The organism is Tardiphaga sp. P9-11 (genome assembly GCF_008329525.1).
In the GTDB taxonomy this organism is placed as follows: domain Bacteria; phylum Pseudomonadota; class Alphaproteobacteria; order Rhizobiales; family Xanthobacteraceae; genus Tardiphaga.
In genome coordinates, this window is the sequence record NZ_NPKQ01000018.1 from 1 (window position 1) to 12812 (window position 12812).

Sequence of the window (12812 nt, forward strand, 5' to 3'; positions counted from 1 at the left end):
ACTACGAAATCTCCCGTTACGGTACTTTGAAGACATGGGCGGCGACGCTGGGCCACAAGGATGCGGTGAAGCTCATCGACCAGACGTTGAGCGAAGAAAAGAAGACCGACGACGCGCTTTCCAAGCTGGCGGTCACCGCCGTCAACGCTGAGGCAGCCTAAAGAGCTAACTACAAAAAAGGCCGCCCACCGAGGCGGCCTTCCTTTACCGAGTGTTTGAGTTCTTTTGACCGCCATCAGGACTGGCTTGTGGCTCGCCCTTCGCTTCTTCCTCGGCAAGTAGCCTTCGGTACCGGCGGATATTCTCGAAGTGTATGAACCGGTCCATGACGCGCGCCCCGCGCTATCGGCTGCACCGTCGCAGAGTGATCAGGCTGGTGGAATAACAGCGCCCAACGCCAAGGTTCCACCTGGGATCGGAACTCCGGCTCCTTGTCATCCGGCTCGCCGGGTATCGAAGCGATACTACTATAGCCTCTACTACGAGCTGACGCTGGCGCTCTGGAACGAACTACGTTTTTCCAAATTAGGACATCGACGCCACCAACAAAGCGATGGAGGGATCGTGGACGACGTCGATGGAGAAATGAGTGCATAGAACAACTAGATTCGCCATCCTGCGCGTTCTCAATAGCAATGTCGCTTTAGGAAAGGGCAAGTCCCTTCCGCAAGGAGTCTATGAGGGCACGATCCATATCGTTCATCTTAGCATTAAGGGACGCCGCGTTGAATATACGTCCAAGGTGTCAATTAATTTGTCTGCAGAGTTTCTAGCACAGATTTTAGGTGAACGACTTAACGGCCATCGATCGGGGGTGGCTGCCGATTTCACGACGAACTTTAGGAACGGCGATATTATCGAAATTTCATTCAATGATAGCGATCGGGGAAGCCGGCGATAGAGCAATCTACTCGCCTGACCGGCGCCGGAAGCGCGAACCTAGCGCATATTCTCAAACGTCCGCATCGCAGAGACCACCGCTTTGGTCAGATAGGGCTTCGAAATGAAAAGCGCATTGGCCGGAATCGTCATCGGCCTGGCCTTCCCGGTGGTGATAATGATGTGGACCGGCGGCCACCTGTCACGGACAGCGGCCGCGAGAGCGATCCCATCCATGGATCCCGGCATGTCTATATCCGTGAAAACCAGATGGATATCCTGACGAGCCTCCAGAACCGCTATCGCTTGATGGGCGTCTCCCACCTGCAGAACTTGAAAGCCCGCATCGGCCAGCTCTTCGCTAACTAGATCCCGAATAAGGGCGTCATCCTCAACAACCAGTACCGTCGGCATTTCGAAACCAATCCTCCAGCGCCAGCTTGTCACCCTCCTAAGTTAGCTGACGCACATTCGTTCCCAAGCATCACTTCGGGGCCTTGAGACTTGAGTCCCGCCACGCCTTCGAACGAGCATCCGCTTCGTAGTCACGATCTCTTTGTAAGTGAGCCTGCTTGTCGCTGCCCTCAGGGAGCTTGCCAGCCTTGTCAGACTGAATTTTTCCCAGTCGGCGGCTTTCGTCAGCCTCGGTCATTGGTTTCATGACACACCTCCGTTTTTCAGACCGGATAATGGACTTCCTTTCAGAGAGTTCCCGCGCAAGGAACACATAATCTGACGGCGCCCGGGAAGTTTACCGAGCCAAACAAGACCGGGTCATCGGGTCGCCCGCTTGGCCCGGCGCTCATGGATTCGATTGAGCGTCGGGCCGTTTCTTTACAGGGCTCCACTACCGGCCGTCCGAAGCACATTCAACGGGAATTGAACCTGTTTCAATTACTGTCGTGCGGCAGAGTGATCCGGCCATCTCGCTGGCGCGTAAAATCTTCAGCATCGACTCGGTAAAGGAAAATTACATTGAAAACCTATGGCATCGCCTATGTCGCGACGGGTCTGGTATTTCTCGCAATCGACGCAATCTGGCTGATGTTTGCGGCGCAGCGACTATATCGACCGCTGATGGGCGAGATGCTGCTTGATAGCTTCCGGCTGGTACCGGCGATGCTCTTCTATCTGATTTATGTTGCGGGCATCGTGGTGTTCGCCATTGCACCGGCCATTGCCAGCCAGCGTTTGACAACGGCCACGTTCTACGGCGCTTTCCTCGGGTTCGTTGCGTATGCGACCTACGATCTGACCAACCAGGCGACGTTGCGGAACTGGCCGCTCGCGGTGACGATCGCAGACCTATGCTGGGGAACGTTTCTGACGGCGTCTGCCGCGACCATCGGATTTCTGATAACGCGCACCTTCACACCTTCATCCTGACGAGCTTAAGGACGTCGGCCTAATATTGCCGATGGTCGAAAGAAGTCACGGCAATCAGCGCGCAGAGAAAGAGAAAAATCTCCACACGACAAGCGCGATCAAGTTGCAGGGCGCGACCATCGGATCATCGTGAGCGGCGTAAGCGAAAACTCGCCGCCAGATTTTCGGACTAAGATCACGAATGCCACGCGTTATGTCGGGCGCAGGAGGTAGTGGCTCACACCCCATTCTTCACCGCCGGCATGCCCGAAGAGCCCTGCCGTCGCCAGGTAGAACAGACGCCAGCGTTGACGCCAAAGCCCCGCATCCGGTCCATAGACCTTACTCAGAATGCGATCAATGTGCGGGCGGTTTGCGTCGAAGCGGGCCAGCCAGTCGATTGCCGTTTTCTGATAATGAAGGCCGTTCCAGCGCCAGTCTTGTTCAACGGCAAAGCAGTCCGGAAATTGCCGGATCAGGCCATGGCTCGGCATGATCCCGCCGGTGAAGAAATGCTGCCCGATCCAATCGGCCTCGTTGTTGTGGTCGAAGCGATAGGAACTGCGCCTGTGGCTGAAGACGTGAATGAACAGCCGCCCCTGCTGGGGTGCAAGCCATGTCTTGATGCGCGCAAGCAAACTCCGCCAGTTGGACATGTGTTCGAACATTTCGACCGACACGACCCGATCGTATATGCTGTCCGGCTCAAAAGCGTTCATGTCGGCAGTGACGACGCGGATATTTCCCAAACCGCGGGCGACGGCCTCCGCCTCGATGTGAAGCCGTTGCGGGGTTGAATTCGAAACCGCGGTGATATTGGTGCGAGGGAAACGCTCAGCCATGAACAGCGTCAGCGAGCCCCAGCCGCAGCCGAGTTCCAGGATCGACTGTCCGTCGGCGAGACCGGCATGCGCAACCGTTTCCTCAAGCGCCAAGCGCTCGGCATCGGCCAGCGTTTCGTGCCCCGTCGAATAGAGGCAACAGGAATATTTGCGACGTGGGCCGAGCGTAAGGGCAAAGAACTCGGGCGGCAATTCGTAGTGCTGTGCGTTGGCAGCGTTCGCATGTTCTGCGATCGGGTACTCTTCCATGGCGCGCGCAAAATTGCCTTCCTCGCGATCGCTTGCAGCGGCAAGTTTACTTCTTGTGCGCCCGACCAGAAACTCGATGCCCATTCGCGTCATCGGGTCGGGAAGCGGACGGCGCTCCGCCACGCGTATCGCCGAGGAGATCAGGCTCATCGAAGGTCTTCTTTGTTGCCGGCGGCGCCAGCGCCGCTCTGCGGGCCGGGCCAGAATGCGTTGACGCGGCGCTGGTATTCTCGGAAGGCCTTGCCGCGCGAGCGCAGCATGTGCCCTTCGAGAGGCGGAATGCCGGAGGCGTGGACGAGGAGCCAGTACATCAGCAATGGCCCGGCAAAAGCCAGCCACCCCGGCGGATAGACGCCTGTGAGATCGACCGCGATCACGGCATAAGCCAGCCATCCCAACCATTCAAAAAAATAGTTTGGGTGGCGTGACCTGCCCCAGAGCCCGACGTCGCAAACTTTTCCCTGGTTTCCGGGGTCTAGGCGAAAGGCGGAAAGCTGGCGATCCGCGATCGTTTCCCCGACAACGGCCGTAATCAGGATGGCAATTCCGAGCCAGTCTAGGACCCTCAGGCCAGGAGACGGATTTTGCGCCGCGATCGTTATAGAGAGGACGAGTACCAGCGCAGCCAACGCCTGGATTTGCAGGAACCAGAACAGGCGCGATCTGAAGGCGCTTCCCCACTGTTCGCGCAAGTGCCGGTAGCGAGGATCATCGCCGCCCCGCGCGGTGCGCGCCACGATGTGGATACCGAGACGCAGCGCCCACAAGAGCGCCAGCACTGCCACAAGTATCTGACGCGATGACATTTCCCCCCCGGCGAACGGAAGAAGAGCGGCCGCAGCGCCAAACAAGCCCGTGGCAAACGACCATATCGCGTCGATCCATCCTGACTGGCCGGTTCGAAGCGCGACCAACCATGCTCCCGCCATGGTCAGTGAAAGCAAAATCGCAAGCACAACGATTGCGATAGCCATTGTCATGCGATCCTGTCCCGTGCCGTCCAATCCGGCACAATATCGCGACGGCTTTCTCGCAAGGCCAATTTCACGACCTCATGAAACATCTTCATAGGCCGACCGAGGCTAGCCAAAGGAAGCTGATCGGCTGTGCCGCTGCCATTGTTCAGAATCCCACGATCGGACGTAGGAGACGCCCCAGAAATCCATGAAGGCGCGTATCTCCTTCCAAAGCAGCGAGACAGACGCAATCCGACTTCTCGCCGACAACGGGCCGGTGATTGACTTCATCGTCAGCTTCGTCGAGATCGCCGGGAAAATATTGACTGCGCTCGTCCGACAGCGATCCAGACAGAATCTGCATAAACTCCATGCCGGTGTGTCCATGGGCAGGCAGATAAAGCCCCGCTTTACCCTTGAGCATCATGACCTTGGCATGTGGACTTCCGGCAATTTTGACCTTGCTCCATTTGAAGCCGGGGCCAAGCCATCGCCAGGGACCAATTTCGCAGTGGCGCATTGCATGAGGGAGTTCGATACCCAGGTCCGGCTGTTTCCTCGGCCCGGGTTCTGTCACCAATGTGGATGGCATGCTCTCCAGCCGCTCCATGGTCCGTCCGAACAAATCCGCAGCAAGCGGAGCCAAGCGCATCTCGTCGATGATGGTGCCGCCCACAGCCTCGAACCGGGTTAAGCGCTCGCGGCAAACGGAACATCCTTCGAGGTGGACGCGGATGACCAGCGCCGGGCCGGCGCCCAATGCTCCGGTCGCAAGACGCAAAAGCGTTTCGTCGCTGGGGTGATGGTTGATCGTCATATATCGCGGTCCAACAGGGTTCGCAGCCGGTTCAATGCGAGCCGGACGCGGGATTTTACGGTGCCGAGCGGGATGCCCAGCTCTCGAGCGATCTCCGAATGCGGCGCTTCGGAGAAGAAAGAGAGTTTCACGATGGTTGCCTGTTCATTTGATAGGGTCGCCAACGCCTTCCGGACCTCTTCTTCACGCTCTGCCATGATCATAATATCTTCGCCCGACGGCGGCGTGTCGGGTTCGTCACTCAGATCCAAGAGATGATCGGCTGTCCGGGAGCGCGTGCGGCGCAGCCGGTCGATCCTCTGATTACGAGCAATCGTAAACACCCATGTCGACGCGCCCGCCCGGCTCGGATCGAAATAGGACGCCTTTCTCCATACCGCGATCATAACTTCCTGTGTCACTTCCTCGGCAACCGACTCCGCGAGGCCGGTCCGAATAAGGAAGCCTTTCACACGCGGCGCGAAATAGGCGAAGAGCTGCGCGAACGCCTTGCGATCCTGCGCCCGCGCAACGGCATCTAGCAGGCGGATGAGCTCTACAGGAGAGGGCAGCACCTCTTTTTGAATGCCCTCGTTCAAAACAATGAGCCTCGCCGCCGGACGGACCTGCCGCGTGCGTCTGATGTCGAGATGTAATCTTGCAGCATCCATTTGCCCTTCATACGCGCCCTCCCCCCAATCGGATCACGCCTCGAGTGATCTAATACGCGCTGAGTTCCGTAAATATTGAGCTTGGCGCGTGGAGGGAAGTCCTTTGACCGGAAAGATTGCTGCGAGTGATGATAGAATGACCAACTTTAACCCCGCGGCGGCACATAGCGGAAGCCTCGACATCGCGGTTGTAGGGAGCGGTATTTCCGGCCTGTCCGCAGCGTGGCTGCTTTCAAAACGACATCGGGTTGTCCTTTACGAAGCGGATAGCCGCCTGGGTGGGCACAGCCACACGGTCGATGCCGCGGGCGCCGCGATCGATACTGGCTTTATCGTCTTTAACGAATCCACCTATCCAAACCTGACAGCACTCTTTGAGCACATCGGCGTCGCCACGAAGCGATCCGACATGTCATTTGCCGTCTCGCTCGACGATGGCAGGCTTGAATATTCCGGGACCGGCCTTCTGGGCCTGTTCGCGCAGGGTCGCAACGCGATCAGCCCACGCTTCTGGCGGATGCTGCGCGACCTTGTGCGCTTCTATCGCGAGGCGCCACGCAATGTGGCGGCCTTGGGCTTGATGACGCTCGATGAGTATCTCGACGCCGCCGGCTACGGAGAAGGATTCCGCAACGATCATCTCTATCCGATGGCGGCCGCCATTTGGTCCACGCCTGCCGCAAAGATCGGCGCCTATCCAGCGGCTTCATTCATAAAATTCTGCGAAACCCACGGCCTCCTGAAGCTGTCGAGCCGCCCCACCTGGCGCACCGTGTGCGGCGGCAGCCGCTCCTATGTGCGAGTGCTTGCTGGCGGCATAGCCGAAGTGGTGTCTAACTATCCGATCAGTACGATCGTTCGCAGCACGAACGGTTCCGAAGTCGTCGGATATGATGGTGATCGTCGCCGTTTCGATCAGGTGGTGATTGCCACCCACGCGGATCAGGCGCTTCAAATGCTTGCTGATCCGAGCAGTGAGGAACGACGACTGCTCGGCGCGTTCGACTATATCGACAACGATGCAGTCCTTCATTCGGACCCTCGCTTGATGCCGCGCCGCCACCGGGTCTGGTCGAGCTGGAACTACATGGCCAGGGACGATGATGACGGTCGCAAGCTGGCCGTGACGTATTGGATGAACCGTCTTCAGGAAATCAAAAGTGAGCGACCGCTTTTCGTCACGCTCAATCCCCACCGGGAGATCGCACCCAACGCTGTTCTCAGGGAAATGCGCTACAGCCATCCCCGTTTCGATGCGCAGGCGATGCAGGCGCAGAGAGAGCTTTGGTCGTTGCAGGGCAAGCGCAATACATGGTTTTGCGGCGCCTATTTCGGCGCCGGCTTCCACGAGGATGGATTACAGGCCGGTCTTGCCGTCGCTGAAGCCCTCGGAGACCTGCGGCGACCCTGGACGGTCGCTGACGAATCCGGCCGCATCCATGTTCATGAGGTCGTGCTCGCCACGCCTGAAACGGAGGCTGCCTGATGTCCGGCTTTCATTCAGCCCTCTACGCCGGCTCGGTGATGCATCACCGATTGCGGCCAAGAGAGCATCGGCTGCGCTACAGCATTTTCTACATGCTTCTCGATCTTGATGAAGTCGATATGCTGGCAGGCAGGCTGCACCTCTTCTCGCACAATCGCTTCAACGTCTTCAGCTTCCATGATCGGGATTACGGCGAGGGAGAGACCACGTCGCCGCGCGCCAGGATCGAACGGCATTTGCGAGAGGCCGGCATCGAAGCCGGCGGCCCGCTCCGGATTCTCACCATGCCGCGGATCCTGGGATACGCCTTCAATCCGCTCAGCATCTATTTCTGCCACCGACGGGACAACTCGATTTCGGCGATCTTCTACGAGGTCAGCAATACGTTCGGTGAGCGTCACAATTATCTCATTCCCGTTGCTCGCAACACGAAATTGCCAATCCGTCAGAAAAGCCAGAAGTCGTTTTACGTCTCACCCTTCATGAGCACCGACATGGTCTATTCGTTTTCTGTCGTGCCTCCGGGGAAAAATCTGGCGGTTTCGGTCATCGGTCACGATACACAAGGGCCGCTGATCATCGCCAAGCTCGCCGCCACCCGCCAGGATCTGACCGACGCCACGCTGGCGCGCGCCTTCTGCACTTACCCCCTGCTGACCTTGAAAGTGATCGCAGGCATCCACTGGGAAGCGTTGCTGATCTGGCTCAAGGGCATTCGCAGGCATCATCGTCCCTCTCCACCCGATCAACCGATAACACTAGGCCGCGATCTCGAAGCCGCAACTCGTTTGACGCAAGACACGACAAATGTCCTCCGATAATCAAATCAGCGGAGTGCGGCACCTCACCCGCCGAAAGCAAGGTTTGCTCGGCACCTTCCACCGGCTAATCAGTAAACTCCCAATTATCCGCCTTCGTAGTCACTCTTATCAGGACAACGGGGCCGCTAAACGTCCGTCACCCAATTACGGGTAATGGAGACCACTAATGAACGCGCTGGAGTACAAAACCCGGCACAGTAACGATCCATTTTCAGGAGCAGATTAGAACGCCGACGTCCGCTCTGCGCCAATAGCGGTCGCTCAGTCGCGGATCGTGTCTGCCCCTCGGATCGCGTTGATAAGCGCTTCCGGCTCTGCCGGGATTTGATCGCCACGCCAGGCGACATGCTGGTCGGGGCGCGCGAGTATGAGCTTGTGCCGATAAACGTCAGGTGCTGATACAGGGATAATATCGAGCAGGTCGATCGGAACGCCCTTTATGCGCGCGGCTCTCATCAAAGCCGTCACATCTACGGTAGGATCAAAGCGCAGCAAATTGTAGCCGTGACTGAACGCATCATACAGCGATCGCCCGTCCGCAAGCGTGAAATGCGGCACGCGCGCGCCGGGCGCTGTTGAAGCGGTGAATTCGCCCATCGAATAAGGAGGAGCGACCTCGCCGTCATAGACGATCAGCGGAGATCGTTCGTAGTAATAGCCGAAGTTTAGTCCTGCGCAGCAATATTGCTGGACGTTGAGATCGTAGGTCGATTTAGCGATCGAAGCGCGATAGGCGTCGGCCGACGGCCCTTCCGCGTCGATCTGGGACGAGACCGCTCCACGCGCTTTCGTCATGGCATGGGCGTGGTTCATCGCGAAATGCGACACCTGTTCAGTGATCGGCAGCCGTTCGGCCTCGTAGGCTGCAAGAATGCCATCGGCGCCCCAACCGGCAATGCGGGCGGCCAATAGCCAGGCCAGGTTTGCGGCATCTGCAATACCGGCGTTCATGCCGTAGCCCGCATAGGGAACCCAAAGATGGCTGGCGTCGCCGCAGATGAAGACGCGATCGCGCCGCATCCGGTCGACGATCAGACGACGACCTATCCAGTCTTCCTTGCTCAGGAGATCGTAGGCGAACGAGCCATCGACGCCGAGTACAGTGCGTATCGCCTGATCGCGATCGACCGCTTCGAAGTCCGTCACTCCGGGCTTGAGATAGACATGGACCAGCCAGGTCTCTCGCCCGTCGATCGCGTAAACATTGCCCGACTGTTGCGGATTGAGGGAAAACGACGCCCAGGCGGGAACACCGCCCTTCTTGCGCAGCATAGGCAACAGGCTTGGCGCACGGATATAGCTCGACTGAACATGCTGCAGGGCGACGTCGCCGCTCAACGTCGCCCCGATGGCCTTGCGAACGCCGGAACGGCCGCCGTCGCAACCGACCAGATAGGCGCATGTGATCTCGACCGCCGTTCCTTGCGCGTCCGTTGCGCGCGCCACGACGCCGTGTTCGGATTGAGTGAAGTCCGTAAGCGTGGTCGCCGACAGGATACGAACCCCCGGCATCGCTTCGAGATGCGCGAACAGCACCGGCTCCAGATAGATCTGGTTGATCCGGTGCGGCGGCTCGGGCGTCGGCCAGTCGGTGTCGGGGCCTCCCGCGGCAGTATAGCGGTCCGCGCGGCAGGGAATCGGAATGCGCGTGATCTCGCGCCCGAGAAATGCAGTACGGTACGCGACGTCGTTTGGATAATCCGCGGGCAGCCCGGCGTCGCGCACCTTTCCGGCCACGCCAAGCCTGCGGAAGATTTCCATCGATCGGGCCGATACGTGGTTTGATTTGACGTTCGGCGGCTCACCGCGCGGGCGTGCCTCGAGGACGATCACCTCTACGCCGCGCCAGGCCAGATCCATCGCGAGCGCGAGGCCGACCGGCCCAGCGCCAACCACCACCACGTCAGCGTTCAGACGAACCGTATCAGCGCTCACCGCCATCCCCTCTGCCGGAAATACTCACTGCGTGAGCCGAATGTTTCCGGCGCGAGCAACCGCGACCCAGCGCTCGATATCGGATGCGATGATCCGCGAAAACTCATCCGATGTGTTGCCGACGGAGTCGATACTGAGGGTCTTGAGGCGCGCGATGACATCAGGCATCCGCGCAATCCGCACGAACTCGTCTTCCAGCTTCTTCACGATGGCGGGTGGCGTTGCCTTCGGCGCAAAGACCCCGCTCCACAGCACGGCCTCGAAGTCCGCACCGGCTTCCTTCATTGTCGGCACGTCGGGCAGTTCCGCCATCCTCTTGGGCGCGGCGACCGCGAGTGCGCGGGCCTGACCACCCGTGATCTGACCCATCACCGGCCCGGCGTCGGCGATTGTCGCCGTGACATCGCCGGCGATCACGGCCGTGACGCTATCATTGGCGCCTTTGTAGGGGATCATCTGCATGGGCGCGCCCGTCCTCTGCTTGAACAGTTCGGTCGCAAGCTGGAAGGCAGCGGAAGCCGACGAATAGTTCGACTTGCCCGGATTGGCCTTCGCATAAGCGACGAGATCGGCGACCGAGGTGAACGGCGAAGACGCCTTCACGATCAGCATCAGCGGAAACGAGCCCAGTTCGGAGATCGGAACGAAGTCGCGAAGCGTGTCGTAGTTGAGCTTCTCATAGACCGCGGGGTTGATCACCATCGCGCCGCTCGCGCCGATCAGCAATGTATAACCATCGGGTGCGGACCGCGCGACGAATTCGGTCGCGACGACGGCACCGGCGCCCGGCTTGTTTTCGACGATAACAGGTTGACCAAGGCTCTCTGATAGTTTCTGCCCGATCACGCGCGCGATGATGTCGTTCCCGCCGCCGGCGGTGAAGCCGACGACGAGGCGGATCGGGCGGTTCGGATATGTGCTCGCCTCATCCGAGGCTCTGGCCGCCGTGACATGCAGCGCGAGACCGAGGCAGAACAATGCGGCGAGACGTCCGGCTCTCATAGTATCCTCCCGAATGTTGACGATGATGTGCGGCTCTGACGGCCGCTTGCCCCTTACAGCGGGGTAATTTCGACATGCAAGACGGCTGCGCGGCCACCATCCACGACGGCGAGACAACGATCGATTGCAGCAGCAAGCGCCTCCGGGTCCCGCACATGCTCGCCGTGTGCGCCGAACGCTCGCCCGACTTCGGAAAAGCTTCGCCGCTCGTCCTGCCTTCCAGAGCGCAACTGCGACTGGAAAGCGTTGCTCGCGGCTGCTGAACCCTTGGGATAGACGCGCTGAACCGACGATTTGACGGCCTGCCAGCCGCCATTGTCGAGCACCACGGTGAGAATCGGGATCCCGTATTGCTGCGCGACGGCATAGACGGAATCCGGCGACGAGAAATGAAAGCCGCCATCACCGATGATCTGGACGATGCGACGTTGAGGCTGGGCGAGCTTGAGCCCGAGCGCCATGCCTCCCGAAAAGCCAAGGCCGCCGCCGGCGAGACCGACATAGGTTTGCGGTTCTGTGCGGACGATCTGTTCCTGCACGATCGGCCCATTGCGGATCGCCTCGTTGATGACGACATCCTGCGATGAAAGCCTGTCGTTCAGCGTCGCAAGAACGTAAGCCGTGCCGAGGCCGCCGATCGTCCCTTGCGTAGCTGCCGCGGCCTTGCGTTTATTGTCGCGGACGCGGCGGGCCTCGTCCCAGCTCGCGATGCGTTTCGCGACCGATGTGCGATAGGCGTCGTCCGCAAGCGACTGCACGCGCTCGAGCACCTGGCGGAGTACCTTTGCGCAATCGGCTTGAATGCGCAGATCGGTCGGGAATCCCCACATCGGGAAATCCGCCTTGAGCGGATCGACGTCGATCTGAATCCAGTCGATCTTAGCGAAGTGCCTGGCATATTGCGGCACGAATGGCACGTCGGTATCGAGCAAAAACCCGAGATCGGCCTCATCGAGAAGCGGCTGCGGATCGAAGCCGGCGAAGCATGGCGAGGCCTGCGAAATATTGAAGTCGATCGAGTTGAATTCGACCACGCGAATTCCGCAGGCGAGCGCGAGCGCTTCGAGCGCTTCGACGGCCTCCGGATTGCGGCCGAGATAGGCCGTGATCGCGATCGGATTGCTGGCCGCCATCAGCTTGCGCGCGATGGCATCGACACGTTCCGGATCGATGCCGCCGAGCGCGACGCTGCCGTAGCGCGCGGGCGCGTATTGCGGCATCTGATCGGCATCCCACTCCTCCGCCAGCGTTTCCCGCGGCAGCATCATGTAGACCGGTCCGGGCGGCGCGCTCTGCATGAAAGCACTGGCGCGCGCCAGCGCTTCCTTCACGACGACGCCCGACGGCAATGAATATTCCCATTTGACATAAGGCCGGACAATGCTGGCGATGTCGAACGGGTCCTGCACGAAGTGCACATAGGTGTCGCGCGATCCCGGCAACTCGCCATGCAGCGTGAACGGTGCGCGGCCGGCGAACAGCATCAGCGGAAGCCGATAGCGGAACAGATTCTGGACCGACATGCAGGCATTGGCCGTGCCGGCGTCGACATGCACGAAGACGGCTTGGCCCCGTCCGGTCGCGAGCGCGTAGCCGCCCGCCATGTGGACCGCCACAATCTCATGCGGGCAAAGAATGACTTCGGGGTGCTTGCGCCCTTCGGCGTCCCAACGTGCGATTTCTTCGATCAGCGAGACATGGTCGGTGCCGAGATTGGCGAAGATATACTCGACGCCGAGATCGACGAGCCCTTCAAGGAAATAGTGCGCAGCGCTGTGACGGCTCATGCCTTGGAACTCCCTTTGTTATT

Annotated in this window: 13 protein-coding genes; 4 read left to right on the forward strand and 9 right to left on the reverse strand. The window is 59.6% G+C overall.

Annotated features, from left to right (window positions below; translation table 11 throughout):
• Positions 1-161 (forward strand): DUF892 family protein (locus tag CIW50_RS28295; RefSeq protein WP_149534491.1); only part of this gene is annotated, 161 nt, incomplete at its 5' end.
• A 778-nt stretch (positions 162-939) separates the two neighbouring features.
• Here CIW50_RS28295 and CIW50_RS28300 read toward each other — a convergent pair.
• Positions 940-1293 carry a response regulator gene (locus tag CIW50_RS28300; RefSeq protein WP_149534492.1) on the reverse strand — a complete coding sequence of 118 codons (354 nt, stop codon included), beginning with the start codon at positions 1291-1293 and terminating at the stop codon, positions 940-942.
• A gap of 70 nt (positions 1294-1363) precedes the next feature.
• A complete protein-coding gene (locus CIW50_RS29290) occupies positions 1364-1540 on the reverse strand; it encodes a hypothetical protein (RefSeq protein WP_172980504.1) in 177 nt (58 codons plus the stop codon).
• A gap of 314 nt (positions 1541-1854) precedes the next feature.
• Between CIW50_RS29290 and CIW50_RS28305 the strand changes: the two genes are divergently transcribed.
• The gene (locus CIW50_RS28305; RefSeq protein ID WP_149534493.1) at positions 1855-2265 is read left to right on the forward strand and encodes a DUF2177 family protein; all 411 of its coding nucleotides are present in this window, start codon (positions 1855-1857) and stop codon (positions 2263-2265) included.
• Between the two features lie 191 nt (positions 2266-2456).
• Here the strand turns inward: CIW50_RS28305 and CIW50_RS28310 are convergent, their stop codons facing one another.
• The 4 genes from CIW50_RS28310 to CIW50_RS28325 all read right to left on the reverse strand — a co-directional run bounded on the left by CIW50_RS28310 (position 2457) and on the right by CIW50_RS28325 (position 5758).
• The gene (locus CIW50_RS28310) at positions 2457-3485 is read right to left on the reverse strand and encodes an SAM-dependent methyltransferase (RefSeq protein ID WP_149534494.1); all 1029 of its coding nucleotides are present in this window, start codon (positions 3483-3485) and stop codon (positions 2457-2459) included.
• Positions 3482-4315: a DUF1295 domain-containing protein gene (locus tag CIW50_RS28315; protein ID WP_149534495.1), complete on the reverse strand. Its 834-nt coding sequence runs from the start codon at positions 4313-4315 to the stop codon at positions 3482-3484. Before CIW50_RS28315 ends, CIW50_RS28310 begins: the two co-directional genes overlap by 4 nt.
• Before the next feature lie 142 nt (positions 4316-4457).
• A complete protein-coding gene (locus CIW50_RS28320; RefSeq protein ID WP_149534496.1) occupies positions 4458-5108 on the reverse strand; it encodes a ChrR family anti-sigma-E factor in 651 nt (216 codons plus the stop codon).
• Positions 5105-5758, reverse strand: coding sequence for a sigma-70 family RNA polymerase sigma factor (locus tag CIW50_RS28325; RefSeq protein ID WP_246664499.1), 654 nt, complete (start codon positions 5756-5758; stop codon positions 5105-5107). Before CIW50_RS28325 ends, CIW50_RS28320 begins: the two co-directional genes overlap by 4 nt.
• Before the next feature lie 136 nt (positions 5759-5894).
• Between CIW50_RS28325 and CIW50_RS28330 the strand changes: the two genes are divergently transcribed.
• Entirely contained in the window at positions 5895-7244 is a 1350-nt protein-coding gene (locus tag CIW50_RS28330) for an NAD(P)/FAD-dependent oxidoreductase (protein WP_149534497.1), read from the forward strand.
• On the forward strand, positions 7244-8065 hold the full coding sequence (locus tag CIW50_RS28335) for a DUF1365 domain-containing protein (protein ID WP_149534498.1): 822 nt from the start codon (positions 7244-7246) through the stop codon (positions 8063-8065). Before CIW50_RS28330 ends, CIW50_RS28335 begins: the two co-directional genes overlap by 1 nt.
• A 261-nt stretch (positions 8066-8326) precedes the next feature.
• Here CIW50_RS28335 and CIW50_RS28340 read toward each other — a convergent pair whose 3' ends face one another.
• From CIW50_RS28340 to CIW50_RS28350, 3 genes are read right to left on the reverse strand one after another with little or no spacing between them, the layout of a single operon-like run.
• Positions 8327-10006, reverse strand: coding sequence for an FAD-dependent oxidoreductase (locus CIW50_RS28340; RefSeq protein ID WP_502707556.1), 1680 nt, complete (start codon positions 10004-10006; stop codon positions 8327-8329).
• 18 nt (positions 10007-10024) lie between these two features.
• Complete coding sequence (locus tag CIW50_RS28345) at positions 10025-11002, reverse strand: Bug family tripartite tricarboxylate transporter substrate binding protein (protein ID WP_149534499.1); 978 nt, start codon at positions 11000-11002, stop codon at positions 10025-10027.
• Between the two features lie 53 nt (positions 11003-11055).
• Complete coding sequence (locus tag CIW50_RS28350) at positions 11056-12789, reverse strand: thiamine pyrophosphate-requiring protein (protein WP_149534500.1); 1734 nt, start codon at positions 12787-12789, stop codon at positions 11056-11058.
• Between the last annotated feature and the right edge of the window lie 23 nt (positions 12790-12812).